Genomic DNA, 26,536 nt, shown 5'->3' with positions numbered 1-26,536 from the left:
CGATTTCGCTCACCCTCGGTCACGTCTGTTCGTGCTGTGGTGAAGGCCGCTCGAAGTCGCCCGGCTCCGCGCCGGATTCGGCTCCGACGGGCCCCGACGAGGGCGCGATCATGGGACGTACCGGAGCGGCGACAAACGTCGAGGGCAGCGCGGGAGCGTTCTCCCGGCCCGCGTTGGCGACCACCACGGCCACATACGGCAGCAGCAGCCCCAGGACCAGCGTCACAATCGCGACCGGCCGTTCCACGTTCCACAGGATGACCGTCAGGACCACCGCGAGCGTCCGCACGGACATCGAGATCACATAGCGGCGCTGCCGGCCGCGCACGTCCTCGGCGAGTCCGGTCCGGGCACCCGTGATCCGGAAGACCTCGGTGCTGCTCCGCTTCGGCGCCACATCCACCACCCGATTCCTCTGCCGGACTCGCCCCGTGTCGGACTCGCAACCACCGTACGCCGAGACTCCGGCACGTACGAGAGCGGGTCACCCGCCATCGGGGCCCCTCCCCCTCAGCACACCACGTACGGCACCGTCCGGCGTGCGCCGTACCACTGATCAGTCCAGACTGAGCGCACCCGGGCACCCCGTGCCGCATGAGGAGGCGACCGTGAACTGGTTGTGGGCGATCATCGTGGGTCTGGTGCTCGGTGTGCTCGCCAGAGCGGTCATCCCGGGCCGGCAGCGGATCCCGCTGTGGCTGACGGTCGTGTGCGGCATCCTGGGCGGCATTCTCGGCAACGCCGTCGCGGGCTGGCTCGGCGTCGCCCACACCAGGGGCATCGACTGGATCCGCCATGTGCTCCAACTGATCGGCGCCATTGTCGTGGTGCTGCTGGGCGAGCGGCTCTGGCACGCGATCCGGCGGCCCCGGAGAGAGCGGGCCTGACCGGCGGGAGCGGCGAAGACGACGGCCCCGGCCGGGTGCGCGAAAAGGACGCGCGCCGGCCGGGGCCGTATGCCGGGGGTCAGCCGGCCTTGACCTCGATCGCGGCCAGGTTCTTCTTGCCCCGGCGCAGCACCAGCCAGCGGCCGTGCAGCAGTTCCGCGCCGTCCGGGACGGTGTCCGCGTCGGTGACCTTGACGTTGTTCACGTACGCCCCGCCCTCCTTGACGGTGCGGCGCGCGGCCGACTTGCTCGGCGCCAGACCGGCCTCGGTGAGCAGGTCCACCACCGGACCCAGCTCGGCGACCTCGGCGCGCGGCACCTCGGACAGCGCCGCGCTCAGCGTCGCCTCGTCGAGCTCCGTCAGCTCACCCTGGCCGAACAGGGCCCGGGAAGCGGCGACGACGGCCGCGCACTGCCCGGCGCCATGGACCAGGGTCGTCAGCTCCTCGGCCAGCGCCCGCTGCGCCGCGCGGGCCTGCGGACGCTCCGCCGTGCTCCGCTCCAGCTCCTCCAGCTCCGGCCGGGTCCTGAAGCTGAGGATGCGGCTGTACGTGGAGATGTCGCGGTCGTCCACGTTCAGCCAGAACTGGTAGAACGCGTACGGCGTGGTCATCTCCGGGTCGAGCCAGACCGCGCCGCCCTCCGTCTTGCCGAACTTGGTGCCGTCGGCCTTGGTCATCAGCGGCGTCGCCAGGGCGTGCACCTCGGCGCCCGGCTCCAGCCGGTGGATCAGGTCCAGGCCGGCGGTGAGATTGCCCCACTGGTCGCTGCCGCCCTGCTGGAGGACGCAGCCGTACCGCCGGTACAGCTCCAGGAAGTCCATGCTCTGGAGGAGCTGGTAGCTGAACTCGGTGTAGCTGATGCCCTCGTCGGACTCCAGCCGGCGGGCGATGGAGTCCTTGGTGAGCATCTTGTTGACCCGGAAGTGCTTGCCGATGTCCCGCAGGAACTCGATCGCGGACAGGCCCGCGGTCCAGTCCAGGTTGTTGACCATGGTGGCGGCGTTGGGGCCCTCGAAGGAGAGGAAGGGCTCGATCTGCGACCGCAGCCGGCGCACCCAGCCGGCCACCGTCTCCGGATCGTTCAGTGTCCGCTCGGCGGTCGGCCGGGGATCGCCGATCTGACCGGTGGCCCCGCCCACCAGCGCCAGCGGCCGGTGCCCGGCCTGCTGGAGCCGGCGTACGGTCAGCACCTGCACGAGGTGCCCCACGTGCAGGCTGGCCGCCGTGGGGTCGAAGCCGCAATAGAACGTGACGGGACCGTCCGCGAGCGCCTTGCGCAAAGCGTCCTCGTCAGTGGACTGGGCGAACAGCCCACGCCACTTCAGCTCGTCGACGATGTCCGTCACGGTCGTTTCTCTCCTCGTACGGTGCGGGGGAACGGGGGTACCACCGGCCAGTCTATGGGCGTCACACTCCCTGGCTGACCGAGCTCATATTGAAATCGGGGATACGCAGGGCGGGCATGGCGGCCCTGGTGAACCAGTCGCCCCATTCGCGCGGCAGGGTCTTCTCCGTGCGCCCGGCCTCGGCGGCCCGCGACAGCAGATCGACGGGCGACTCGTTGAACCGGAAGTTGTTCACCTCGCCCACGACCTCGCCGTTCTCCACGAGATAGACGCCGTCCCTGGTCAGCCCCGTCAGCAGCAGGGTCGCCGGGTCGACCTCGCGGATGTACCAGAGGCAGGTCAGCAGGAGCCCGCGGGCCGTCGCCGCCACCATCTCGTCGAGCGAGCGCTCGCCGCCGCCGTCCAGGATCAGGTTGTCGATGCCGGGTGCGACCGGAAGGCCGGTCAGCGACGCGCTGTGCCGGGTGGTGATGAGACGGCGCAGCTCGCCGCCCCGTACCCAGTCCGTCGCCGGAAGCGGCAGACCGTTGTCGAATACGGAGGCGTCGTCGCCGGAGGCGTGCGCGATCACAAAGGGCGCGGACTCCAGACCCGGCTCGTTCGGGTCGCTGCGCAGCGTGAGCGGGAGCCGGGAGAGGGTCTCGCCGACCCGGGTGCCGCCGCCGGGGCGGGAGAAGACCGTACGGCCCTCCACCGCGTCCCGGGCGGTCGAGGACCAGAGCTGGTAGATCAGCAGGTCCGCGACGGCGGTCGGCGGCAGCAGCGTCTCGTACCGCCCGGCGGGCAGCTCGATCCGCCGCTCTGCCCAGGTCAGCCGCTGGGCCAGCTCGGCGTCGAGGGCGGCCGGGTCCACGTCCTTGAAGTCACGTGTGGCACGGCCGGCCCAGGCCGAACGCGTCCGGTCGGGCGACTTGGCGTTCAGTTCCAGCGTGCCGCTGGGCTGGTCGTGGCGCAGCCGTACGCCTGTCGACGTGCCGAGGTAGGTCGAGGTCTGCTCGTGGTTGGCGAAGCCGTACAGCTCACGGCCGCCGGCGCGGGCGCGGGCGAAGGACTCCCCGAGCGCCGGCGCGAAGTCCGCGAAGACGGCGGAGGTCGTCTCCGCGGGCGCGTCCGTGAAGTCCCCGGACGCCTGGCCGGCCTGGTCCGGGCCGACCAGCGGCTGGGCGTCGTCGGCGGGGCCCGCCGCGCGCGCGGCGGCCTCGGCGGCGCGTACGAGCGGCTCCAGGTCGTCGGCGGTGACGGCGGAGCGTGACACCACACCGGACGCGGTGCCCCGCGAGCCGTCGACGGTCGCGATGACGGTGAGTGTCCTGCCGCGGGTGACCCCGTTGGTGGTCAGCGCGTTGCCCGCCCAGCGCAGATTGGCGGAGGACCGTTCGTCGGCGATGACCACACAGCCGTCGGCGGTGGACAGGGCGAGAGCGCGCTCGACGATCTCGTGCGGCTTGCTGATACGGCTCGCGTTCATCGTCCGGCCTCCTGCGTGGTGTTCAGGCTGTGCTGTTCCGGGGGACAACCCCCGGACCCCCGGCCGCTGGTGGTGGTCCAGCTCATCGTCCGGCCTCCTGCGTGGTGTTCAAGATGTTGACGCCGCGGAACAGCGCGGACGGGCAGCCGTGGGAGACCGCCGCGACCTGGCCCGGCTGCGCCTTGCCACAGTTGAAGGCGCCGCCCAGGACATAGGTCTGCGGTCCGCCGACCGCCTCCATGGAGCCCCAGAAGTCCGTGGTCGTCGCCTGGTAGGCGACATCACGGAGCTGGCCCGCCAGCCTGCCGTTCTCGATGCGGAAGAACCGCTGGCCGGTGAACTGGAAGTTGTAGCGCTGCATGTCGATCGACCACGACCGGTCACCGACCACATAGATCCCGCGCTCCACCCCGCCGATCAGGTCCTCCGTGCTCAGCCCGCCGGGATCCGGCCGCAGCGACACATTCGCCATGCGCTGCACGGGGACATGGCCCGGCGAGTCGGCGTAGGCGCAGCCGTTGGAGCGGCCCAGCCCGGTGAGCTTCGCGATCCGGCGGTCGAGCTGGTAGCCGACGAGCGTGCCGTCCTTGACCAGGTCCCACGACTGCGCCTCGACGCCCTCGTCGTCGTACCCGATGGTCGCGAGGCCGTGCTCGGCGGTCCTGTCGCCGGTCACATTCATCACCGAGGAGCCGTACGCCAGCTTCCCGAGCTGGTCGAAGGTGGCGAAGGAGGTCCCGGCGTAGGCCGCCTCGTATCCCAGCGCCCGGTCCAGCTCGGTGGCATGGCCGATCGACTCGTGGATGGTCAGCCAGAGATTGGACGGGTCGACGACGAGGTCGTAGGTCCCCGCCTCGACGCTCGGCGCGCGCATCTTCTCGGCGAGCAGCCCCGGGATCCGCTCCAGCTCCGCGTCCCAGTCCCAGCCGGTGCCGGTGAGGTACTCCCAGCCCCGTCCCGCGGGCGGGGCGATCGTCCGCATCGAGTCGAACTCGCCGCTCTTGCCGTCGACGGCGACGGCGGTGAACTGGGGATGCAGCCGTACCCGCTGCTGAGTGGTGACCGTGCCCGCGGTGTCCGCGTAGAACTTGTTCTCGTGGACGGTGAGCAGCGACGCGTCCACATGGGCGACCCCGTCGGCCCGCATCAGCCCCGCGCTCCAGTCCGCGAGCAGCGCGGTCTTCTCCTCGTCGGGCACCGAGAACGGGTCGGTCTCGTACGCCGACACCCAGGTCTTCTCGGCGTGCACCGGCTCCTCGGCCAGCTCGACCCGCTCGTCGGAACCGGCGGCCGAGATCACCTTCGCGGACAGCTTCGCCATCGCCACGGCCTGTCCCGCGACCCGCGCCGCCGCGTCCATGGACAGATCGACGCCGGACGCGAAACCCCAGGCACCGCCGTGCACCACCCGGACGGCATAGCCGATGTCCGTGGTGTCCGACGACCCGGCGGGCTTGGCGTCCCGCAGCCGCCAGGCCGCGCTGCGCACCCGTTCGAACCGGAAATCGGCATGCTCGGCCCCGAGCGCCCGCGCCCTGGCGAGCGCGGCGTCGGCGAGCGCTCGCAACGGCAGCGCCAGGAACGACTCATCCACCTCATGGGGCACGTCGGCCTCCCCTTCTCACACCTGTGGGTATATGTCCGCAGTGAATCATGCGGCGGAGGCGCCCCGATCCCCAGCGGTTTTGTCCTACGAACGCGGAGAGCGCGCTCTTCTGATACCGGCGCACCGCGCCGGACCGCGCCGCCGGAGCCCTCGGACGGGCCGCGCCTCCCGCATACCGGCCCTCCGGCGTGGCTTTCTGTAGGGATCCAACAGGGACCGTACCGAGGCGCTGTCAGGGGCCGATTCTCCTCGGAGGGGACGGTACCGATAGATTTTCGAGGTACCAGACCGCTAGGGAAAGGCTGATCCTTTGAGCCGCTCGGTTCTCGTCACCGGAGGAAACCGGGGCATCGGCCTCGCCATCGCCCGCGCCTTCGCAGACAACGGCGACAAGGTCGCCATCACCTACCGCTCCGGCGAACCGCCGGAGGAACTCGTCAGGCTGGGCTGTCTGCCGGTCCGCTGCGACATCACCGACGCCGAGCAGGTGGAGCAGGCCTACAAGGAGATCGAGGAGAAGCACGGTCCCGTCGAGGTGCTGGTGGCCAACGCCGGTGTCACCAAGGACCAGTTGCTGATGCGGATGTCCGAGGAGGACTTCACCTCCGTCCTCGACACCAACCTCACCGGCACCTTCCGCGTCGTCAAGCGCGCCAACCGCGCCATGCTGCGCGCCAAGAAGGGCCGCGTCGTCCTGATCTCCTCCGTGGTCGGGCTGCTCGGCTCGGCGGGCCAGGCGAACTACGCCGCGTCCAAGGCCGGTCTGGTGGGCTTCGCCCGCTCCCTCGCCCGCGAACTGGGCTCACGGAACATCACCTTCAATGTCGTCGCGCCCGGCTTCGTCGACACCGACATGACGAAGGTGCTCACGGACGAGCAGCGCGCGGGCATCGTCTCGCAGGTGCCGCTCGGCCGCTACGCGCAGCCGGAGGAGATCGCCGCCACGGTGCGGTTCCTCGCTTCCGACGACGCCTCGTACATCACTGGAGCCGTCATTCCCGTTGACGGCGGATTGGGCATGGGTCACTGATCACATGAGTGGAATCCTCGCCGGCAAGCGCATTCTCGTGACGGGCGTCCTCACCGAGGCGTCCATCGCCTTCCACGCCGCCAAGGTGGCGCAGGAGGAGGGGGCCGAGGTCATCCTCACCGGCTTCGGCCGGCTCACCCTCGTCGAGCGCATCGCCAAGCGGCTGCCCAAGCCCGTCCCGGTCATCGAGCTGGACGTCACCAACCAGGAGCACCTGGACGGGCTGGCCGACCGGATCCGTGAGCAGCAGGGCGAGGGCGCCGGGCTCGACGGCATCGTGCACTCGATCGCCTTCGGCCCGCAGGGCGCCTTCAACTTCCTGGAGGCGAGCTGGGAGGACGTCGCGACCGCGGTGCATGTCTCGGCGTACTCGCTGAAGTCGCTGACGATGGCCTGCCTGCCGCTGATGGGGCGCGGCGGCTCGGTCGTCGGCCTCACCTTCGACGCGCAGGTCGCGTGGCCGAAGTACGACTGGATGGGTGTCGCCAAGGCGGCCCTGGAGTCGACGAGCCGCTACCTCGCCCGTGACCTCGGCGCCAGCAATGTCCGCTCCAACCTGGTCTCGGCCGGTCCGATCAAGTCGATGGCCGCCAAGTCCATCCCGGGCTTCGAGTCGCTCGCCGACGTCTGGAACCACCGCGCGCCCATCGGCTGGGACCTGACCGACCCGGAGCCGGCCGCCCGCGGTGTCGTCGGACTGCTCTCGGACTTCTTCCCCAAGACGACCGGCGAGATCATCCATGTCGACGGTGGCGTCCACATGATGGGTGCCTGACCCGCCGGGGCGTTTCCTGATCCCGCTCCGGAAGCCGCGCGACCGTCCAGAGGGACGGCGCGCGGCTTCCGCGTTCTGACGGAACGTGTTCGCCCGAGTCGAAAAGAGCGACGATTCCCCGCAGACTGGGCAGACCGGATCATTCCGGTCACCTTTACGGGGGAGGAGTGCGCATGCGACCGACCGGCCGTCGCGCGACGGCGCTCATGGCAGCCGCGCTGATCACGACGGGACCCGCTGTCGCTCCGGTACTGCGGGGCATATCCGGGCCCGCCCCCACCGCCGTCGCCGTCCCGGCCGTGCCCGGACGACCGGGAGCGGCCGCCGACCGAGGCGATCCCCGCCGCTTCCACGCCACCTGCCGCACCAAGACCGAGGGCTCACGCGCCATCGCGTCCTGCCACAATCCGTACCCGTACGTCGACCGGGTGCGGCTGCACATCGAGTGCCAGCGCTGGTGGGACATCGACGTCGACAGCGCCCCCGTGAAGATCCTGCCGGCCGGTTACGCCGAACTCACCGACCGCTGCTGGAAGGAGATCCGGGCGGTCTGGGTGAGCCACGAAGTGGAACGCTGAGGGCCCTGCGGCGCCCGGCCGCTCAGACCCGTTCGCCCAGGCAGTGCAGAGCATGGCTCGCCGCCTCCGCCCCCGCCGTCTGCGCGTCGCCCGCCCTGATCGCCGCGACCAGCCGGCCGTGGTCCATATGGTCCTCCGGACGCAGCTCCCGGCCCACGTCCTGGTGGAGCCAGTCCCGCAGCAGATGGCCCAGGTCCGCGTAGAGCGCCGTCAGCACATCGTTGTGGGAGGCGGAGACGACCGCCAGATGGAGTGTCGTGTCGGCGGCCACGAACCGGTCCGCGTCCCCCGCGGCCCAGGCATCCTCCCGCCGGGCCAGAAGTGCCTCCAGGTGACGGAGATCCCGCTCCGTACGCCGCTCCGCCGCCAGCCGGGCGGCCGAGGACTCCAGCGTGGAACGCAGCTCCGCGATGTGCCGCGGATCCGCACCGGCGAATCGTCGGTGCATCACCCCGGCCAGTTCGCTCGTCGCGATGACATAGGTCCCGGAACCCTGCCGGATGTCCAGGAGCCCGTTGTGCGCGAGCGCGCGCACGGCCTCACGGACGGTGTTACGGGCCACCCCGAGCTGCTCGACCAGCTCGGGTTCGGTCGGAATGCGTGAGCCCACCGGCCATTCGCCCGAGGTGATCTGGTTCCGCAGCTCGGTGATCACCTGGTCGGAGAGCGCGGAACGCCGGGGAGAGGTCAGCGCCATGGTGCTCCAAGTCTCTGTGCGGGTGCCCCGGTGCGAGACGACCCGGGGAAAGGCCGAAGGGGGATTGAAGGGGGATTGGACAACCAATCATCCCATGATTCTATGATGACGCCATGTCCGACGAGACCCAGACGCAGCCCCTGAGCCCAGCCGGCACCGGCCCCGCCTCCGCGTCCCCGTCGGCGCGTGCCCCCATATCGTCGTCCACGAACGCCCCGGCGTCAGCCGATGCACCGGTGCCGCGCGTCCCGGCCTGGAGCGCCAGACTCCTTGTCGTCGGACTCGTGCTCGCCGCGCTCAACCTGCGCCCGGCCATCACCAGCCTCGGCGCGCTGCTCGAAGAGGTACGGGACGGGCTGCACATGAGCGGCAGCGTCGCGGGGGTCCTCGCCTCCGTACCGCCGTTCTGTTTCGCGGGCTTCGGTTTCGCCGCGCCGCGACTGGCCCGTCGCTTCGGGCCCAAGGCCGTCGTCCTCGCCGGCATGGTGGCCATCACGGCGGGACTTCTGGTCCGGCCCCTGATGAGCGGTACGGCCGGCTTCCTCGCCGCCAGCGCCCTCGCGCTGATGGGCATCGCCGTCAGCAATGTGCTGATGCCCGTGATCGTCAAGCGGTACTTCCCGGACCGGGTCGGCACCATGACGGGGCTCTACTCGATGGCCCTGGCCGCGGGCACCGCCGTCGCTGCCGCCGTGACCGTCCCCATGACGCGGGCGCTGGGCGGCAGTTGGCGCACGGGCCTCGGTGTCTGGGCGCTGCTCGCGGCCCTCGCCGTACTGCCCTGGCTCGGCCTTCTGCGCGACCGCGACACCACAGCGCCGTCACCCCGGGCGTCGCAGCGGGTGCCACCGGGGCTCAGCCTCGGGCGCAGCCGTACCGCCTGGGCGCTCGCCTGCTTCTTCGGCCTCCAGGCCACCGGCGCCTACATCGCCATGAGCTGGATGCCGCAGATCTTCCGGGACGCCGGAGTCTCGGCGGGCACAGCGGGCCTGCTGCTCGCCGTGACCATGGTGATGGGGGTGCCGCTGGCCTTTGTGATCCCCCGGACCGCCGCGCGGATGAAGCACCAGGGACCGATCGCCCTCGCCCTGGGCGTGTGCGGGCTCACCGCCTTCGCCGGGCTCTACCTCGCACCGGCGGAAGGAGCCTGGGCCTGGGCCGTGCTGCTGGGAATCTCGAACTGCTCCTTCCCGCTCGCGCTCACCATGATCGGCATGCGGTCGAGGACCGGTGCGGGCGTCGTACGGCTCTCCGCCTTCGCCCAGAGCACCGGCTACCTGATCTCGATCCCCGGCCCGCTGCTGGTCGGCGTGCTCTACCAGCACACCGGTGGCTGGGGACTGCCGATCGCGCTGATGGCGGGCTTCCTCGTGCCGCAGATGGCGGCGGGCGTCATCGCGGGACGGGACCGGACGATCGAGGACGAAGCGCGGATGGGAGACTGACCGTATGCCTGTCCTTGACCCGAATCCCCAGAACGGCCAGCAGAAGCTGCTGATCATCTTCGGCACGATCATCGGCATCCTGGTGATCATCGGCATCGTCGCCTCCCTCGCCTCGCCGTGATTTTTTGGGGGCTCGGCTCACGTACCCCCTTTTTTCAGGGCTCGGTTCGCCTCCGGGGCGCTTTCAGTCGGCGCCGACAGTCGACCGTGCTCGGTTCGCTCGTACCTCACGAACCTCCGCGCGCTCTCCCTCTCGACAGCGGCGCGCCCTTCGGCTCACTCGCCGGCGGCCGACAGGAGGCGGGTGATCCTGCGGCTCCGGCCCGGCGGGTGGGGTTGCTGCTGCCGACCGCGTGGCGAGTGAGCCGAAGGGGCGCGTCGGCGCCGAAAAGGAGAGCGCGCGGAGGCCGCGAGGTACGAGTGGTCGAGCACGGTCGACTGTCGGCGCCGACTGAAAGCGCCCCGGAGGTGAACCGAGCCCCCAAAAAAAAGGGGGTGGGGCTAGCACCACCGTCCCCTAGGGGGCCAGGTTCAGGGTCAAGTAGGTGGGTCACCGGATGGGACCGGGACCACATGATCCGTAGGTTTGAGGCACAGCGCACCGCAGACCTGTCGCAGACCTCCGGAGGCGGCCATGCCGGCCCGTACGCATTCGCGGTCCCATCCTCAGACCTCCTCCGACCGGATCGAGACCCAGCTTCCGTGGTGGGCCCTCGCCCTGCCCGCGGTCGCCTTCGCCGCATTGCTTCTGCTGATGGCGGGTCCCGGCCAGGCACACGCGGCGGCGGACGATCCCGGGGTCGGCCGGATTCTGGAACAGATCCAACTGACTTTCTCCCGCCAGAGCGTGTTGTGAGCAGGAGCGTCGTCCGCCCGCCAGGGCGGGGCCCGCTGGGTCCGCCGCGGTACGGTCGTCCGTCCTGGGTCCGCCCGTCAACACTCTGCGCCCTGTGGCGCATTTCATGCGAAGCTGGGATGCATGAGCGTCGATACACCCCGCAGGATCGTCCTACTCCGGCACGCGAAGGCCGACTGGCCGGAGGTGTCCGATCATGAGCGACCGCTCGCTGAGCGTGGCCGCATGGATGCCTCCGTGGCCGGCCGGAGGCTCGCCGAGACCGGTATCGCCTTCGACCTGGCTCTCTGCTCAACCTCTGCCAGGACCCGTGAGACCTGGAAGCTGGTCGTGCACGAGCTGCCGCACCGGCCCAAGACCGTCTATGAGGAGCGGCTCTACGATGCCACTCTCGGCGATCTTCTCGCGCTGCTGAACGAAATCCCCGACGAGGTGAACGATCTTCTTCTCGTCGGCCACAATCCCACGGTCCACGCCCTCGCCGACGCGCTCTCGGGCGACTCGGAGGGCGACAGCGTCGGCCGGATGACCAGGAGCGGATTTCCGACCGCGGCTTTTGCCGTCATCACCTTCGACGGCACCTGGAAGTCGGTGGAGCACCGCGTCGGCAAGCTCGTGGACTTCTGGGCCCCGCACGACTGATCGATCCGGCACCGTCCGGTCCCTTTCCTCCCGACAGGCCCCGGCCCGTGTCCTCGGCCGGGGCCTGTCGGCGGTCTCCTGCCGGTCGCCGCTCGGATCAGATGCCGTGGTCGTCCTGCGTGTTCTCGCCGTCGGCCGCCTCGACCTCCTCGCGGGTGATGCCGAGCAGATAGAGGACGGTGTCGAGGAACGGTACGTTCACCGCCGTGTGCGCGGCCTCGCGGACCACCGGCTTGGCGTTGAAGGCCACTCCGAGCCCCGCCGCGTTCAGCATGTCGAGATCGTTGGCGCCGTCGCCGATCGCGACGGTCTGCGCCAGCGGCACTCCGGCCTCGGCGGCGAAGCGCCGCAGCAGCCGGGCCTTGCCCGCGCGGTCCACGATCTCGCCCACCACCCGCCCGGTGAGCTTTCCGTCCACGATCTCCAGCGTGTTGGCGGCGGCGAAGTCCAGACCCAGTTGCTCCTGGAGCGCGTCGGTGACCTGGGTGAAGCCGCCGGAGACGACTCCCACCTGGTAGCCGAGCCGCTTGAGCGTACGGATCAGGGTGCGGGCGCCGGGCGTGAGCCGTACCTCGGCCCGTACCTTCTCCACCACCGACGCGTCGAGCCCGGCCAGCAGTGCCACGCGCGCGTGCAGGGACTGCTCGAAGTCCAGCTCACCGAGCATGGCCCGCGCGGTCACCTCGGCGACCTCCGCCTCACAGCCGGCGTGCGCGGCGAAGAGTTCGATGACCTCGTCCTGGATCAGCGTCGAGTCCACGTCCATGACCACCAGCCGCTGGGCCCGGCGGTGCAGCCCCGCGGAGACGACCGCGACATCCACCCCGATCCCGGCGGCGGCGGTCGCCAGCGCGGTGCGCAGCGGCTCGGTCTCCACCCCGGACACCGCGAACTCCACGGCCGTGACCGGGTATTTCGCCAGCCGGAAGATACGGTCGATATTGCCGCCGGTCGACGTGATGCTGGCCGCTATGGCAGCCGTCGACTCCGCGGTCAGCGGATTGCCGAGCACGGTGACATGGGAACGGCCGCTGCCGCGCGGCCGGTTGTCGCCGGTGCCGGAGATGATCTCGGCCTGGAGCTTGAGTGATTCGGTCCAGCTGTGCACGGTCGCCCGCAGCGCACCCTCGCTGGTACCGCCCGCGGTGGGCGCGGTGATCAGCGCGCACAGGACGATACGGCCACGGGTGACGACCTGCTCGATGTCGATCACATCGACGGAGTAGGCGGCCAGGGTGTCGAAGAGCCCTGCTGTGATCCCGGGGCGGTCCTTCCCGAAGATCTTCACGAGCAGAGTGGGGACGTCGGCGCTATGAGGGGGCTGCGATGCACTCATGGTGATCCCACCGTATCCGGCGGGGCCGGGGACCCGCTCACCGTCCCGCGTACCGGACACGGAGGGTGCCCGGCCACCCGCCGGTGTGTGTTCGCGGGGCACGCCGGGGCCGGTGGCGCCGGCGGGACGGCCCGGGCCGGGTCCAGGGCGTGGGTGAAAGTCCCGTCCGGCCCACGCGCCCGGTCGGGGCGCATGGACGCCGGGTCCGGGGCCGGGTGGACACGGTTCCCGGGGGCCGCCGATCCCAGGTCCTGGCCTCGTCAACGGCCCTCCCGCACAAGCCGCCCTGGGAATCGACGGATCTTCGCGAGGCCCGGTTTTCGTGAGGAGGGCCGGGCCTGAAATAGTTCCCCACGATGTTCGCCATCCCTAGACTCCCTGCGACGCGGGAAACTCGGGGGACAACAAGTGGGGCATGGAGTGCCGGAACTCGTACTGGAATTGAACGGAAGAACCTGGACGCTCGATCCGTCCCGGTCGTACACCCTCGGGCGTGATCCGCAGGTCGACCTGGTGATCGAGGACGCCAGGGTCTCCTGGCGTCACGCCACCATCAGCTGGGGGAGCCGTGGTTGGGGGATCCAGGATCACGGCAGCACCAACGGCACGTATGTGCAGGGCCGGCGCGTCCAGCAGACCGACATAGGTCCCGGGTCGGCCGTGTATCTCGGCAATGCCACCGACGGACCCAGGCTGAGCCTCACCGGCGCCGCGTACAGCCCGCAGGGCGCGGCTCCGCAGCAGGCCCACGCGCCGGGCCGGCAGCAGGACGGCCAGGGCTGGGCGGCCCAGCAGGGCGCCGCCGCGGGGCAGCAGGACTGGCAGCAGCCGCAGGTCCCGCGGCAGGGCGGCGCCGGTGCCCCGTTCCACCAGCAGGCGCCGGGACCGCAGGGGACGCCGGGCCCGGGCGGCGCCGCGGGGGCCCCGCCGGCGCACGGCGACCGCAGCCCGACCATGTTCCACCAGCTCTCCCTTGGCCGCGTCATGCGGATCGGGCGCGCGCTGGAGAACGAACTGGTCGTCTCCGACCTCCAGGTCTCGCGCCACCACGCCGAATTCACCGCGACGCCCGACGGCCGCAACGAGATCCGTGACCTGGGGTCCCACAACGGCACCTATGTCAACGGCCAGCCGATAGCCAAGTCCGGCACCGTCCTCATCGGTCCCAACGACATCGTCGGCGTCGGCCACTCGACCTTCCGCCTGGTCGGCGACCGGCTCGAAGAGTTCGTCGACACCGGCGAGGTGTCCTTCTCCGCCCGCCACCTCACCGTGACGGTCGACGGCGGCAAGCAGATCCTCAAGGACGTCTCCTTCGGTGTGCCCGAGAAGTCGCTGATCGCGGTGATCGGCCCCTCGGGCTCCGGCAAGTCCACGCTGCTCAAGGCGCTGACCGGCTACCGCCCGGCCGACCAGGGCGATGTCCTCTACGACAACCGGAACCTGTACAAGCAGTTCGCCGAGCTGCGCCAGCGCATCGGTCTGGTCCCGCAGGACGACATCCTGCACAAGGAGCTGACCGTCAGGAAGGCGCTCAAGTACGCCGCCAAGCTCCGCTTCCCCGGCGACACGGCCGACGCCGAGCGCGAGGCCCGGATCGACGAGGTGCTGCGCGAGCTCAAGCTGGACATCCACAAGGACAAGAAGGTCACCTCCCTCTCCGGTGGCCAGCGCAAGCGCGTCTCCGTGGCCCTGGAACTGCTCACCAAGCCGTCGCTGATCTTCCTGGACGAGCCGACCTCCGGCCTCGACCCGGGCATGGACCGCGATGTCATGCAGCTCCTGCGCGGCCTCGCCGACGACGGCCGTACCGTCCTCGTCGTCACCCACTCCGTGGCCGAGCTGGCGAGCTGCGACAAACTGCTGGTGATGGCCCCCGGCGGTGCCGTCGCGTACTTCGGCCCGCCGGAGGAAGCGCTCAACTTCTTCGGCTACACCACCTGGGCGGACATCTTCTCGGCGTTCGAGAACTACCGCGACTACGACTGGGCCGGCCGCTGGCGCGGCTCGCAGCACTACCAGATGTACGCGGCGGACATCGACGCCGTCGCCGCGCAGTCCGTACAGCCGCCCGCGCAGCAGATGCGTCCGCCGAAGCCGCAGAGCTGGGGCTCCCAGCTCTGGACGCTGATCCGCCGCTACTCCTCGGTGATCGCGTCCGACAAGGGCTTCATGGCTCTGATGCTGATCCTGCCGGCCGTCCTCGGCGTGGTCAGTGTGGTCATCCCGGCCGACTTCGGCCTCGCGGCGCCCACACCGCCTGCCAAGTTCAACGGCAAGGCAGGCACGATCCTGCTGATCCTCGCGGTCGGCATGTGCTTCTCGGGCGCGGCCAACTCGGTCCGTGAGCTGATCAAGGAGCGCGTGATCTACGAACGGGAACGGGCCACCGGCCTGTCCCGCTCCGCCTATCTGATGTCCAAGGTCATCACCCTCGGTGTGATCACCGCACTCCAGGGTGTCATCCTCTGCGCCATCGGCTTCGCCACGCGCGAGATGCCGGAAGAGGGCCTGATCCTGCCGCCGGCCGTGGAGATCTGCCTGGTGGTGATCGCACTCGGCTTCACCTCCATGATGTTCGGCCTGGTCATCTCGTCGCTGGTGAGGACCGCCGAGAAGACGATGCCGCTGCTGGTCATGTTCGCTATCATCCAGGTCGTCTTCACCGGCATCCTCTTCCAGGTCTACGGCTCGCCGGGCCTGGAGCAGTTCGCCTGGCTGATGCCGTCCCGCTGGGCGATCGCCGGCGCGGGCACGACCCTGGACCTCGCGCACCTCATGCCGCCGTGGGACCCGCAGAACCCCAACGACCTGGACCCGCTGTGGGACCACTCGGTGAGCCAGTGGGGCATCAACATCGGCATTCTGCTGCTGATGGGTGTCGTCTGCGGTGTCGTGGTGTCGCGCCTGCTGCGCCGCCACGAGCCGGAGGTCATGCGCAAGTAGCGCGGACGGGCTTCCGGAGCCGGGCACGACGAAGGGCGGCACCCCGCACGGGGTGCCGCCCTTTCCGGCGTCGGTGCGCGTTTGCGCGCCGGTACGCGGCAGGCTCAGTAGGCGCTGTTGACGTTGTCTATCGAGCCGTACTTGTCCGCGGCGTAGTTGGCGGCGGCCACGATGTTCGAGACCGGGTGGTAGATGTTGTTCGGCGTGCCGGCGACGTGGTAGGCCGCGAAGGTCGGCGGGATGACCTGGAGCAGACCCTTCGACGGGATGCCGTTCTGGGCGTTGATGTCCCAGTTGTTGATCGCGTTCGGGTTGCCGCTCGACTCGCGCATGATGTTGCGGTGCAGACCGTCGTAGGACCCGGGGATGCCGTGGGCCTTCATGATGGCGAGCGACTCGCGGATCCAGCCGTCCAGGTTGTTCGCGTAGACCGGCTTGGCCGCGGCCTTGGCCTTGGGGTGGCCCTTCGCGGCCTTGGTCTTCGCCTTCGCCACGGCCTTGGCCTTGGCAGCCGCCTTCGCCTTGAGCTCGGCCTGGGCCTTGGCCTTCGTGGCGGCCTTGACCTTGGCGGCCGCTTCGGCCTGCGCCTTGGCGTCCTCCTGCGCGGCGACCTTGGCGGCGGAGTTCGCCTTCGCGGCGTCCTTCACCTTGGCCGCGGTCTCGACCTTGGCGACCTTGTCCGCGGTGACGTGCTGCTGAGCGATGCTCGCCCGCACGGCCGAGGCCTGGGTGCTGTCCGTGGTCGTGCTCCATGCCACCGGGGTGGTGGCGAGGGACTGCTCGGCGGAAGCGTTGCCGGGAACCAGCGAGAACGCGAGGGCCGCGACACCCGCGGCGGCGACGCCGGCGATGGATGCCTTGTGGGTCTTGTTCAGGCGACTGAGGTCAGGGGTGCGTGACGGGAACATAGAGACGTACCTCTTCGAATAGCGGGAGTCGCGGAGGCCGGACGGCCAGCCTGCTCGGCGGCGACGAACGCAATTCTTAGCGGCAGCAAAATCTTGTGGCAATGGTGTGACGTACGACCCGGCATAGTGGGACAGGGAGGTGCGGAACCATCCCATTTCCCCCTTATCGCAAGCTCACGGCCCTCTCTTTTATCGACTAGTGACAGTCGTAAGTGATGTAGGTCCTATGCGCGGGCTCACATGGGAGGGGGGTCGACCTCACCGGAGGTTGCTGAAGCAATGCAAAGGGTGAGCGGTCTCGTCCGGAAGGATGAGGCGGCGGTTCCCGGGCTGCTGCCAGAGGCGCATCCCGTACGGCGCCCGCGTACGACCGGCCTTCGTACCGCGCGCGGGCCCTGGGGTCTTTCGGTTGGATCCGGCTCCCCCTCCGCCGACAACGCCGCGGGGCGCGGCGCCGGGGCACGCGAGCCCAGCGAGATCCGGACGAGAGGCCCTAGGTCATTGGTCCTGATCGGAGGCGGTCCCGGGGCCGATACGCCCCCTTGGGCCCCGCCGGTACGGTGAAGCAATGAGCCACCGACCGAGCTCGGGCCTCGCGGCCGTGAGCACCGCGCTCCTCGCGATGAGCCGGCATCTGGAGGTGCGCGACGTCCTCAAGACGATCGTCGCCTCGGCCCGCGAGCTGATCGACGCCGAGTACGCCGCCCTCGGAGTGCCGGACGATCACGGAGGCTTCGCCCAGTTCGTCGTCGACGGGGTCAGCGACGAGCAGTGGAAGGCCATCGGCCCGCTGCCGCGCCAGCACGGCATCCTCGCCGCGATGCTCCACGAGGAGAAGGCCGAGCGCCTCGCCGATGTACGGAAGGACAGCCGCTTCGGCGGCTGGCCCACCGCCCACCCGGACATGTCCGACTTCCTGGGCCTGCCCGTCAGGGACGGCGACGAGACCATCGCCGCGCTCTTCCTCGCCAACAAGCGCTGTCCCAAGCCGGACGGAGGCTGCGGATTCACCGAGGAGGACGAGGAACTGCTCTCGATCCTCGCCCAGCACGCCGCGATCGCCCTCACCAACGCCCGGCTGTACGAGCGCAGCCGCGAACTCACCATCGCCGAGGAGCGCTCGCGCCTCGCCCACGAGCTCCATGACGCCGTCAGCCAGAAGCTCTTCTCCCTGCGTCTGACGGCCCAGGCCGCCGCCGCGCTGGTGGACCGCGACCCGGACCGTGCCAAGGACGAGCTCCAGCAGGTCGCCTCCCTCGCCGCCGAGGCGGCCGACGAACTGCGCGCCGCCGTCGTGGAGCTGCGCCCCGCCGCCCTCGACGAGGACGGACTGGTCCATACGCTCCGCAACCAGATCCAGGTGCTCGACCGCGCCCACTCCGCCCGGGTCACCTTCACCTGCCACGGCGTACGGGCCCTGCCCGCCGCCCAGGAGGAGGCGCTGCTGCGGGTCGCGCAGGAGGCGCTGCACAACGCGTTGCGCCACTCCGGCGCCGACCGGGTCGACGTCACTCTGGGCCGTCGCGGCCAGGGCGCGGTCCTCGGCGTCACCGACAACGGCACGGGCTTCGAGCCGGGGTCGGTCCGCCGGGCGGGCCGCCATCTCGGCCTGGTCTCCATGCGCGACCGGGCCAGTGGTGTGGGCGGCGGACTCACCGTGGATTCGGCGCCCGGCATGGGCACCACGATCGAGATGGAGGTGCCCGGTGGCTGACAGGACCGTTCGTGTGCTGCTGGTGGACGATCACCAGGTGGTCCGGCGCGGACTCCGTACGTTCCTGGAGGTCCAGGACGACATAGAGGTGGTCGGCGAGGCGTCCGACGGCGCCGAGGGCGTCGCCCGCGCCGAGGAACTCCTGCCCGATGTCGTCCTGATGGACATCAAGATGCCCGGCACCGACGGCATCGAGGCGCTGCGCAAGCTCCGTGAACTCGACAACCCGGCCCGGGTCCTGATCGTCACCAGCTTCACGGAACAGCGCACCGTCGTTCCCGCACTGCGCGCCGGAGCCTCCGGTTATGTCTACAAGGACGTCGATCCCGAGGCGCTGGCCGGTGCCATCCGCTCCGTGCACGCCGGGCACGTGCTGCTCCAGTCCGAGGTCGCGAGCGCGCTGCTGGCGCAGGACGACCCCGGTGGCGGCCAGGGCAGAGGGACGTCACTCACCGAGCGCGAGCGAGAGGTGCTCGCACTGATCGCCGACGGACGCTCCAACCGGGAGATCGCCCGGGCCCTGGTGCTTTCCGAGAAGACTGTCAAGACGCACGTCTCGAACATCCTGATGAAGCTGGACCTCTCTGACCGCACTCAGGCGGCGCTCTGGGCCGTGCGACATGGGATTACCGGCTGATCCGGAACGTCGCCCCCCGGTCGGAGATTCATACCGTCGTGTGTATGTCACTCGTACGGCGCATCCTGATCGTCGGTCGGGCGTTCTCCATGGCGTGCTGCGGTGTACCGCCGCAGTCAGCGCGAGGAGGATCAAGAAGTGAAGAACCTGAAGCAGGCCGCCGCTCTCACCATGATCGCGGGTGGCATCGTCGCCGCCGGTGCGGGTGTCGCGTCCGCTCATGGCGGTGCGCAGGCGCACAGTGCGGCCGTCAAGTCCCCGGGCGTTGTCTCCGGCAACCTCATTCAGGCCCCGGTGCATGTCCCGGTGAACGCCGTCGGCAACACCGTGAGTGTGATCGGCGCCCTCAACCCGGCGTTCGGCAACGGCGGCCTCAACCGCTGACGCGCCTCCGCGCGCCCTTCGTATCCGCCGTTATGGAACGGCCCCGGCACATCGCACCGAACCGTTCCGCACTCGATTAAGGAACATCCCATGAAGGCTGCCAAGAAGGCCGCTCTGATCCTCGTCACCGCCGGTCTCGCCGCGGGTGCCTCCGCCGGCGCGGCGTCCGCCGCCGACGCCCACGGCTCGGCCAGGCTCTCCCCGGGTGTGGTCTCCGGCAATGTGATCCAGGTCCCGGTGCACGTCCCGGTGAGTGTGACCGGCAACACGATCAGTGTGATCGGCCTGCTGAACCCGGCGTTCGGCAACCACTCGGTCAACCGCTGACGCGCTGACGCCACGCGTCATGTGCTCCCGAGGCCCCGTGGCCCCCGCCGTTCCCGGCGAGGGCCCGGGGCCTTGCGCCATCCCCGGCATCCGACCGCGCCGGGCCCGGAGATCCAGCAGCGCGCACCGCCGACTCCCTCAGCGAAGAGGCGGCCTGCCGCCCTCCCGCTCCTCCACAAACGCGTTGTACGAAGCCACCTGCGCCCGCCGCGCCACCCGTTCCACCGGCCGCAGCGCGTCGCTCCGCGCCGCCATCTCCGACGCGCTCACCGCCCCGCCGTGCCCGTGTTCGTAGGCCAGGGAGACCAGCAGCCCGATCCGCTGCGCCAGTTCGAGCACCCGCATCGCCCGCGGCGGATAACCGGGAGCCAGTACCTCGCGGCCCCGCCCGGCGCGCGCCCGGTACGCGTCCAGCGCCGCCTCTGCCACCGGCCCCGAAGCCGCCACATCCAGCCGCGAGAGCACCTCCGTCGCTTCCCGCAGCGCCTCGGCCAGTTCGCGCTCCGCCTCCCCGAGGGAGGGCACGTCCGCCGGCGGCGCGTCCCGTACCGGCAGACAGTGCCAGAGGACCTCCACATGCAGGTCCCCCTCCGGACCGACCGAGGTCACCTCGGGCACCAGCCCGTACGGAGCGCCCGTGGCGATCACCGCTTCCTCCGCCTCCAGCGCCCGTCCATTGAACTCCGGCGGCCCGCTGAGCCCCAGCGGATGCCCCGGTACGGGCAGGGCGACCCGGTACCCCGTCACACCGAGCGCACGCAGCCGCCCCAGCGCCAGCGTGAGCCCGACGGGCCCTGTCTCGCCGGGCAGCCCCTCCACCCGGTGCACCGCGTCATCGCCGACCACGGCGAGTGCGGCGTCATCCGGAGATACAAATCCAGCCAAAAGGGCATTTCCCCAAGCGGCCAGCAGTCCTGAGCGTGGTTGCGAAAGCATGGCCCCAGCCTAGGGAACGGACCTCAGGGCCGGACCACCCGACCGGTGGCGTAGGTTTTCCTCTGGGAGCTGTGCCTACAGGCGCACCCGGAACCTCAAGACGATTGCATGGGGAGACAACGCGCTCATGAGCGATGTACTGGAGCTGGTGGACGTATCCGTGGTCCGCGACGGACGCGCTCTGGTGGACGATGTCTCCTGGTCGGTCAAGGAGGGGGAGCGCTGGGTGATCCTCGGCCCCAACGGCGCGGGCAAGACCACCCTGCTCAACCTCGCGTCCAGCTACCTCTTCCCGACCGCGGGAAAGGTGCGGATCCTGGGTGACCGGCTGGGCAAGGTCGACGTCTTCGAGCTCCGCCCGCGCATCGGCGTGGCGGGCGTCGCCATGTCCGAAAAGCTTCCCAAGCGCCAGACGGTTCTTCAGACCGTCCTCACGGCCGCGTACGGGATGACGGCCACCTGGCACGAGAACTACGACGAGGTCGACGAGCAGCGCGCCCGCGCCTTCCTCGACCGCCTCGGCATGACCGACTTCCTGGACCGTAAGTTCGGCACGCTCTCCGAGGGCGAGCGCAAGCGCACCCTGATCGCCCGCGCGATGATGACCGACCCCGAACTGCTGCTCCTGGACGAGCCCGCCGCCGGCCTGGACCTGGGCGGCCGGGAGGACCTGGTACGGCGTCTCGGCCGGCTCGCCCGCGACCCGTACGCGCCCTCCATGATCATGGTCACGCACCATGTCGAGGAGATCGCCCCGGGGTTCACGCATGTCCTCATGATCCGGCAGGGCAAGGTGCTCGCCGCCGGCCCCATGGAGACGGAACTGACCTCCCGCAACCTCTCGCTCTGCTTCGGCCTCCCGCTGGTCGTCGAGCGCAACGGCGACCGCTGGACGGCACAGGGCCTTCCGCTCGGCTGACCTGAACTCGCCCCTGTCCGTACGGGGATCGCCGGACCTACCATGAACGCGTGGAAATCGACGCATGGGTGTGGTGGCTGATCGGCGCGGTCGGGCTGGGGATCCCGCTCGTCCTGACGGCGATGCCCGAATTCGGCATGCTGTCGGCCGGAGCGGTCGCCGGCGCGGTGGTCGCGGCGCTGGGCGGCGGGGTGGTCGCGCAGGTCCTGGTGTTCGCGGCGGTGTCCGTCGCGCTGATCGCCGTCGTACGTCCCATAGCGGCGCGCAACAGCAGAGGGCGCCCCGGACTGGCCACCGGAATCGACGCGCTGAAAGGCCGTCAGGCCGTCGTCGTGGAACGGGTCGACGGCAGCGGCGGGCGAATCAAGCTGGCCGGTGAGATCTGGTCGGCCCGCGCGCTCGACAGCGATACGGCGTTCGAACCGGGCCAACAGGTCGATGTCGTGGAGATCGACGGAGCGACAGCCGTGGTCATGTGAGTCAACCCGGCCGAACAGTCCCCATGGTGGCCCTCGGTCTGAGAAACTCGATCATCGGAACATCCGGCGGCGAAGGGCCCGAGAAACGCGATGTCATCAATCATCATCGTCCTGGTCATCCTGGTGGTGCTTGTATTCATCGCCCTGATCAAGACGATCCAGGTCATTCCGCAGGCGAGCGCCGCCATCGTGGAGCGCTTCGGGCGGTACACACGCACGCTCAACGCGGGCCTGAACATCGTCGTGCCGTTCATCGACTCGATCCGTAACCGGATCGACCTCCGTGAACAGGTCGTCCCGTTCCCGCCGCAGCCTGTGATCACCCAGGACAACCTGGTCGTCAACATCGACACCGTCATCTACTACCAGGTGACCGACGCCCGCGCCGCGACCTACGAAGTCGCCAGCTACATCCAGGCGATCGAGCAGCTCACCGTCACCACCCTGCGGAACATCATCGGTGGCATGGACCTGGAGCGCACCCTCACCTCCCGCGAGGAGATCAACGCGGCCCTGCGCGGTGTCCTCGACGAAGCCACCGGCAAGTGGGGCATCCGCGTCAACCGCGTCGAGCTGAAGGCCATCGAGCCCCCGACCTCCATCCAGGACTCGATGGAGAAGCAGATGCGCGCCGACCGTGACAAGCGCGCCGCGATCCTCACCGCGGAAGGCATCCGCCAGTCGCAGATCCTCACCGCGGAGGGCGAGAAGCAGTCCGCCATCCTGCGCGCCGAAGGTGAGGCCAAGGCCGCGGCCCTGCGCGCCGAGGGCGAGGCCCAGGCCATCCGTACGGTCTTCGAGTCGATCCACGCGGGCGACCCGGACCAGAAGCTTCTCTCGTACCAGTACCTCCAGATGCTGCCCAAGATCGCCGAGGGCGACGCCAACAAGCTCTGGATCGTGCCCAGCGAGATCGGTGACGCACTCAAGGGACTCAGCGGGGCCTTCGGCAACCTCGGCTCCGGCGCGCCGGGCTTCAACACCGGTAAGGAACGCCGTCAGGACCCCCCGGTGGAATGATCAACCGGCCGCTTCGGGCATGATCGGTGCACTTTGCATCGATCACCGAAGGGGAGACCGTGTCCAACTGGGAGATGCTCGCCGTGCTCGTCGCGGGCATCAGCGCCGGAACCATCAACACCATGGTGGGCTCCGGCACGCTGATCACCTTCCCTGTCCTGCTCGCGACGGGCCTCCCGCCGGTCACGGCCACCGTCTCCAACGCACTAGGCCTGATACCGGGATCGATCAGTGGAGCCATCGGCTACCGGGCCGAACTCGCCGGCCAGCGCCGCCGCGTACTGCGCCTGAGCGCCGCCGCTCTCCTCGGGGGACTCGGCGGCGCCACACTGCTGCTCGTCCTGCCCTCGACGGCTTTTGAGACGATCGTGCCCGTCCTGGTCACGCTCGCTCTGGTCCTGGTGATCATCCAGCCCCGGCTCGCCAGTGCCGTCCAGGCCCGCCGGGCACGGACCGGCGTCAGGGCGCGGCCCGCCGGCGGCCCGCTGCTGTTCGGCGGGCTCCTGCTCGCCAGCGTCTACGGCGGCTACTTCACCGCGGCCCAGGGGATCATCTATCTCTCCCTGATGGGCATGCTGCTCGACGACAGCCTCCAGCGGCTGAACGCCGTCAAGAACATCCTCGCCGCCGTTGTCAACGGGGTCGCCGCGCTCTTCTTCCTCTTTGTGGCGGACTTCGACTGGACGGCGGTCGTGCTCATCGCGGTCGGCTCGGCCCTCGGCGGCCAGCTCGGAGCCAGGATCGGCCGGCGGCTGCCGCCAGTGGCCCTGCGCGCGCTGATCGTCGTCGTCGGTGTGGTCGCCATCGTCCAGCTGGTGGTCCGCCGGTACGGCTGAGGCGGCGGCCCGTGCACGCGTGAAAGCCCGCCCCGGCGTACGGGCGGGCTTTTCGCAGGCGTCCCGGGCCCACGGGCGCGGGTAGGGTCTTTCGGCTTCCTACGCGGCGGGCTGGACCCCCGCCAGCCAGCTCGGCAGCTCCGAGCGCTCACCGGCCCGCAGCGACAGCAGCATCGCGTCCGCCGGGGACGGCACGAAGGGGTGGTGCAGCAGCGGCATCCCCGCCTGCTCGGGCGTACGGTCCGCCTTGCGGTGGTTGTCCTCGGCGCAGGACGCCACCGTATTCAGCCAGCTGTCCGAGCCGCCCCGGGACCGCGGCACCACATGGTCCACCGTTGTCGCGCGCCTGCCGCAATAGGCGCAGCGGTGTTGGTCCCGTATCAGTACACCCCGTCGCGACCACGGAGCTTGTCTTCGGAACGGCACCCGGACGTACCGGCAGAGCCGGATCACCCGGGGCACCGGAAGCTCCACGGCGGCGGCACGCACACGAAGACCGGGATGGGCCTGCTCGACAACGGCCTTGTCCTGCAGCACCAGCACCACCGCACGGTTGAGAGTCACCGTCGACAGCGGCTCGAAGCTCGCATTCAGTACCAGCGTGTCCCGCATCCCGCCCACCTCCCGTGTGCCGGCCCGCCGCCCGGCGGGCTTGGATCAACTCTGGCCGGGCACGCCGAGAGGGACAACACATTAAAAAATGCCCTGCCCTGATCTCTCCAAGACCAGGGCAGGGCAAACAAAAGACAAACGGTCGGCTCTCGGCGGCGGCGGCGCACCCGGCGACGAGCCGCGCGCTCAGAACCAGTTGCGGCGGCCGCCGACCTCGGCGAGCCACTGGTTGAGATAACCGGCCCAGTCGGTGTTCTGGAAGTCGTGGAGACCCACCTGGAAGGCCCGGAACGAGTCGCTGCCCTCGCTGAACAGCCCCGGCTTCTTGTCCATCTCCAGGATGACGTCCATCTCGCGGTCGTCCGCGACAAAGGTCAGCTCGACCTGGTTCAGCCCGCGGTACTGCTGCGGCGCCAGGAATTCGATCTCCTGGTAGAACGGCAGCCGCTGGCGCGTCCCGCGCACGACTCCGCGCTCCATGTCCGCGCTCTTGAAGCGGAAGCCGAGCTGGACGAAGCCGTCCAGGATCGCCTGCTGCGCCGGCAGCGGGTGGACGTTGATCGGGTCCAGGTCGCCGGAGTCCACCGCCCGCGCGATGTCCAGCTCCGTGCTCACGCCGATGTTCATCCCGCGGAGCTGCTGTCCGCCGATGGTCGTGATCGGCGTCTCCCAGGGGATCTCCAGACCGAACGGCACCACATGGACCGCTCCGGCCTGCACCTCGAAGGCGCCTCCGACGCGCTCCTTGGCGAACTCGATGTCCTGCTTGACCTCCTGGTCGCCGCCTTCGACCTCGACCCGCGCCTGAAGGCCGACGGAGAGTCCCTGGATCTGCTGGTTCACGGAACCGCCCTGGAGGCGTACCTCGCCCTGAACCACGCCACCGGGTACGACGTTCGACTCGGTCAGCTCCGTCTCGACGGACGCGCCACCGGCGCCCAGACTCGCGAGCAGCTTCTTGAAGCCCATCTTCACTCCTTCTTGATCCTGACCCCTACATACGCGCCACGACGGTAGCCGGTTCCCCGGTACCCTCAGAAGCCATGATCGAGAGCGCCGACCGTGACCCGCTGCCCCGGGAGTTCTTCGACCGCCCGGTTCTTGAGGTGGCACCCGACCTGCTCGGCCGCACGCTGAGACGCAACACGGACGACGGTCCCATCGAGCTCCGACTGAGCGAGGTGGAGGCGTACGCCGGCGCGATCGACCCGGGGTCGCACGCCTTCCGCGGTCCCACGGCCCGTAATGGCGTGATGTTCGGGCCGCCCGGTCACGCGTACGTCTATTTCACCTACGGGATGTGGTTCTGCCTCAACCTGGTGTGCGGACCCGAGGGCCATGCGGGCGGAGTCCTGCTGCGAGCGGGGCAGATTCTGGTCGGCGCCGAACTGACCCGGAAGCGTCGGCTCTCGGCCCGTCATGACAGAGAACTCGCCAAAGGCCCGGCTCGGCTGGCCACCGCTCTGGACGTCGACCGGTCCCTCAACGGCACGGACGTGTGCGCGGGCCCCGAGGCCCCGCTCTCCGTGCTGAGGGGCACCCCCGTCGAGGACCGCCAGGTCAGCGCCGGGCCTCGCACCGGAGTGGGCGGCGACGGCGCTGTTCACCCCTGGCGCTTCTGGATCGAGGGGGATCCCTCGGTAAGTCCCTACCGCGCCCATGCGCCACGGCGCCGCCGAACTTGACTTGTCCCGTTCATCCGCCTAACGTAGCCCAAGCCGCTTGACACGGGTCCTGCTGTTCAGCAGCCCCCGGAGCGGCCACCCATCACTGACGACCGACCCTGACGGGTATGGCTTCCGGCATGCCGGAATTCAGATTCGACGGCTCGATTATGAGAGCCACCACGAATCGGTTAACGTGGTGACAGCCGAAAGGCAAAGGCCAATCCAAAGGCCATCGGAATTCAAGCGGCTAGAACAGCTGAATGAATCTGGTAGAGTCGGAATCGCTGGAAAGGGAAACGCGAAAGCGGGAACCGGGAAGGCGGCCCCGCCGGCCGGGGAAATCGGATACGAAAGCATCTGATAGAGTCGGGAACACGAAGTACAGAATGAAATGAAGTACCGGAGGGAAGCGCCCGGAGGGCCCGGAGACGGGGCTGAAGGAAGCGTTCGTTCCTTGAGAACTCAACAGCGTGCCAAAAGTCA

General features: G+C 69.7%; 28 protein-coding genes. 18 read left to right on the top strand and 10 right to left on the bottom strand.

Translation table 11 applies throughout. The features are described from left to right. Positions 1-19: 19 nt before the first annotated feature. Entirely contained in the window at positions 20-406 is a 387-nt protein-coding gene (locus tag ABZ707_RS00140; protein WP_360165186.1) for a DUF3099 domain-containing protein, read from the bottom strand. 202 nt (positions 407-608) lie between these two features. Between ABZ707_RS00140 and ABZ707_RS00135 the strand changes: the two genes are divergently transcribed. Then, positions 609-887, top strand: a complete 279-nt coding sequence (locus ABZ707_RS00135) for a GlsB/YeaQ/YmgE family stress response membrane protein (RefSeq protein WP_360165183.1) — start codon at positions 609-611, stop codon at positions 885-887. Positions 888-966: 79 nt separating this feature from the next. On the opposite strand, the gene tyrS is transcribed toward ABZ707_RS00135, so the two are convergent. The 3 genes from tyrS to ABZ707_RS00120 all read right to left on the bottom strand — a co-directional run bounded on the left by tyrS (position 967) and on the right by ABZ707_RS00120 (position 5,309). Beyond that, positions 967-2,235 carry a tyrosine--tRNA ligase gene (gene tyrS, locus ABZ707_RS00130; protein ID WP_360165180.1) on the bottom strand — a complete coding sequence of 423 codons (1,269 nt, stop codon included), beginning with the start codon at positions 2,233-2,235 and terminating at the stop codon, positions 967-969. Between the two features lie 61 nt (positions 2,236-2,296). After that, positions 2,297-3,703 carry a metallopeptidase TldD-related protein gene (locus ABZ707_RS00125; RefSeq protein ID WP_360165177.1) on the bottom strand — a complete coding sequence of 469 codons (1,407 nt, stop codon included), beginning with the start codon at positions 3,701-3,703 and terminating at the stop codon, positions 2,297-2,299. Positions 3,704-3,785: 82 nt separating this feature from the next. Further along, complete coding sequence (locus tag ABZ707_RS00120) at positions 3,786-5,309, bottom strand: TldD/PmbA family protein (RefSeq protein ID WP_360165174.1); 1,524 nt, start codon at positions 5,307-5,309, stop codon at positions 3,786-3,788. 310 nt (positions 5,310-5,619) lie between these two features. Between ABZ707_RS00120 and fabG the strand changes: the two genes are divergently transcribed. From fabG to ABZ707_RS00105, 3 genes are all read left to right on the top strand, one after another. Further along, a complete protein-coding gene (fabG, locus tag ABZ707_RS00115; RefSeq protein WP_360165171.1) occupies positions 5,620-6,339 on the top strand; it encodes a 3-oxoacyl-[acyl-carrier-protein] reductase in 720 nt (239 codons plus the stop codon). 4 nt (positions 6,340-6,343) lie between these two features. Further along, positions 6,344-7,114, top strand: a complete 771-nt coding sequence (gene fabI / locus ABZ707_RS00110) for an enoyl-ACP reductase FabI (protein WP_360165168.1) — start codon at positions 6,344-6,346, stop codon at positions 7,112-7,114. Between the two features lie 173 nt (positions 7,115-7,287). Continuing rightward, positions 7,288-7,692, top strand: a complete 405-nt coding sequence (locus tag ABZ707_RS00105; protein WP_360165165.1) for a hypothetical protein — start codon at positions 7,288-7,290, stop codon at positions 7,690-7,692. 22 nt (positions 7,693-7,714) lie between these two features. On the opposite strand, the gene ABZ707_RS00100 is transcribed toward ABZ707_RS00105, so the two are convergent. Further along, positions 7,715-8,389, bottom strand: a complete 675-nt coding sequence (locus tag ABZ707_RS00100) for a FadR/GntR family transcriptional regulator (RefSeq protein ID WP_360165162.1) — start codon at positions 8,387-8,389, stop codon at positions 7,715-7,717. Between the two features lie 113 nt (positions 8,390-8,502). Between ABZ707_RS00100 and ABZ707_RS00095 the strand changes: the two genes are divergently transcribed. The 4 genes from ABZ707_RS00095 to ABZ707_RS00080 all read left to right on the top strand — a co-directional run bounded on the left by ABZ707_RS00095 (position 8,503) and on the right by ABZ707_RS00080 (position 11,332). Beyond that, on the top strand, positions 8,503-9,834 hold the full coding sequence (locus ABZ707_RS00095; protein ID WP_360165159.1) for an MFS transporter: 1,332 nt from the start codon (positions 8,503-8,505) through the stop codon (positions 9,832-9,834). 4 nt (positions 9,835-9,838) lie between these two features. Beyond that, positions 9,839-9,955 carry an SGM_5486 family transporter-associated protein gene (locus ABZ707_RS00090; RefSeq protein WP_360165156.1) on the top strand — a complete coding sequence of 39 codons (117 nt, stop codon included), beginning with the start codon at positions 9,839-9,841 and terminating at the stop codon, positions 9,953-9,955. Between the two features lie 513 nt (positions 9,956-10,468). Beyond that, positions 10,469-10,690, top strand: coding sequence for a hypothetical protein (locus tag ABZ707_RS00085; RefSeq protein ID WP_360165154.1), 222 nt, complete (start codon positions 10,469-10,471; stop codon positions 10,688-10,690). Positions 10,691-10,813: 123 nt separating this feature from the next. Beyond that, positions 10,814-11,332 carry a histidine phosphatase family protein gene (locus ABZ707_RS00080; protein ID WP_360165151.1) on the top strand — a complete coding sequence of 173 codons (519 nt, stop codon included), beginning with the start codon at positions 10,814-10,816 and terminating at the stop codon, positions 11,330-11,332. 97 nt (positions 11,333-11,429) lie between these two features. Here ABZ707_RS00080 and serB read toward each other — a convergent pair whose 3' ends face one another. Continuing rightward, on the bottom strand, positions 11,430-12,668 hold the full coding sequence (gene serB, locus ABZ707_RS00075; RefSeq protein WP_360165148.1) for a phosphoserine phosphatase SerB: 1,239 nt from the start codon (positions 12,666-12,668) through the stop codon (positions 11,430-11,432). Positions 12,669-13,076: 408 nt separating this feature from the next. Between serB and ABZ707_RS00070 the strand changes: the two genes are divergently transcribed. Further along, positions 13,077-15,614 carry an FHA domain-containing protein gene (locus ABZ707_RS00070; protein ID WP_360165145.1) on the top strand — a complete coding sequence of 846 codons (2,538 nt, stop codon included), beginning with the start codon at positions 13,077-13,079 and terminating at the stop codon, positions 15,612-15,614. Between the two features lie 104 nt (positions 15,615-15,718). Here ABZ707_RS00070 and ABZ707_RS00065 read toward each other — a convergent pair whose 3' ends face one another. After that, complete coding sequence (locus ABZ707_RS00065) at positions 15,719-16,522, bottom strand: transglycosylase SLT domain-containing protein (RefSeq protein ID WP_360165142.1); 804 nt, start codon at positions 16,520-16,522, stop codon at positions 15,719-15,721. A 568-nt stretch (positions 16,523-17,090) separates the two neighbouring features. Here ABZ707_RS00065 and ABZ707_RS00060 point away from each other — a divergent pair. The 4 genes from ABZ707_RS00060 to ABZ707_RS00045 all read left to right on the top strand — a co-directional run bounded on the left by ABZ707_RS00060 (position 17,091) and on the right by ABZ707_RS00045 (position 19,584). Continuing rightward, positions 17,091-18,236, top strand: a complete 1,146-nt coding sequence (locus ABZ707_RS00060; protein WP_360165139.1) for a GAF domain-containing sensor histidine kinase — start codon at positions 17,091-17,093, stop codon at positions 18,234-18,236. Further along, positions 18,229-18,873, top strand: a complete 645-nt coding sequence (locus tag ABZ707_RS00055) for a response regulator transcription factor (RefSeq protein ID WP_360165136.1) — start codon at positions 18,229-18,231, stop codon at positions 18,871-18,873. The genes ABZ707_RS00060 and ABZ707_RS00055 overlap by 8 nt, the downstream gene beginning before the upstream one ends. A 138-nt stretch (positions 18,874-19,011) precedes the next feature. Then, positions 19,012-19,257 carry a chaplin gene (locus tag ABZ707_RS00050; protein WP_360165133.1) on the top strand — a complete coding sequence of 82 codons (246 nt, stop codon included), beginning with the start codon at positions 19,012-19,014 and terminating at the stop codon, positions 19,255-19,257. Positions 19,258-19,347: 90 nt separating this feature from the next. Continuing rightward, on the top strand, positions 19,348-19,584 hold the full coding sequence (locus tag ABZ707_RS00045; RefSeq protein WP_360165130.1) for a chaplin: 237 nt from the start codon (positions 19,348-19,350) through the stop codon (positions 19,582-19,584). Positions 19,585-19,722: 138 nt separating this feature from the next. Here the strand turns inward: ABZ707_RS00045 and ABZ707_RS00040 are convergent, their stop codons facing one another. Next, the gene (locus ABZ707_RS00040) at positions 19,723-20,520 is read right to left on the bottom strand and encodes a hypothetical protein (RefSeq protein ID WP_360165127.1); all 798 of its coding nucleotides are present in this window, start codon (positions 20,518-20,520) and stop codon (positions 19,723-19,725) included. 127 nt (positions 20,521-20,647) lie between these two features. Here ABZ707_RS00040 and ABZ707_RS00035 point away from each other — a divergent pair, with 127 nt between their 5' ends. The 4 genes from ABZ707_RS00035 to ABZ707_RS00020 all read left to right on the top strand — a co-directional run bounded on the left by ABZ707_RS00035 (position 20,648) and on the right by ABZ707_RS00020 (position 23,774). Further along, complete coding sequence (locus tag ABZ707_RS00035; RefSeq protein WP_360165124.1) at positions 20,648-21,439, top strand: ABC transporter ATP-binding protein; 792 nt, start codon at positions 20,648-20,650, stop codon at positions 21,437-21,439. A 50-nt stretch (positions 21,440-21,489) separates the two neighbouring features. After that, on the top strand, positions 21,490-21,918 hold the full coding sequence (locus ABZ707_RS00030) for an NfeD family protein (protein ID WP_360165121.1): 429 nt from the start codon (positions 21,490-21,492) through the stop codon (positions 21,916-21,918). 90 nt (positions 21,919-22,008) lie between these two features. After that, positions 22,009-22,938, top strand: coding sequence for an SPFH domain-containing protein (locus tag ABZ707_RS00025; protein ID WP_319680235.1), 930 nt, complete (start codon positions 22,009-22,011; stop codon positions 22,936-22,938). A gap of 59 nt (positions 22,939-22,997) precedes the next feature. Beyond that, positions 22,998-23,774, top strand: a complete 777-nt coding sequence (locus ABZ707_RS00020; protein WP_360165118.1) for a sulfite exporter TauE/SafE family protein — start codon at positions 22,998-23,000, stop codon at positions 23,772-23,774. 99 nt (positions 23,775-23,873) lie between these two features. Here the strand turns inward: ABZ707_RS00020 and ABZ707_RS00015 are convergent, their stop codons facing one another. Beyond that, the gene (locus tag ABZ707_RS00015; protein WP_319680233.1) at positions 23,874-24,386 is read right to left on the bottom strand and encodes an HNH endonuclease; all 513 of its coding nucleotides are present in this window, start codon (positions 24,384-24,386) and stop codon (positions 23,874-23,876) included. A 186-nt stretch (positions 24,387-24,572) separates the two neighbouring features. Further along, a complete protein-coding gene (locus ABZ707_RS00010) occupies positions 24,573-25,355 on the bottom strand; it encodes a sporulation protein (RefSeq protein WP_360165114.1) in 783 nt (260 codons plus the stop codon). 74 nt (positions 25,356-25,429) lie between these two features. Here ABZ707_RS00010 and ABZ707_RS00005 point away from each other — a divergent pair, with 74 nt between their 5' ends. Next, a complete protein-coding gene (locus ABZ707_RS00005) occupies positions 25,430-26,071 on the top strand; it encodes a DNA-3-methyladenine glycosylase (protein ID WP_360165111.1) in 642 nt (213 codons plus the stop codon). The last annotated feature ends 465 nt before the right edge of the window (positions 26,072-26,536 follow it).

Source organism: Streptomyces sp. NPDC006923, from assembly GCF_040635655.1.
GTDB lineage: Bacteria > Actinomycetota > Actinomycetes > Streptomycetales > Streptomycetaceae > Streptomyces.
This window is presented reverse-complemented; position numbering and strand designations above follow the sequence as displayed.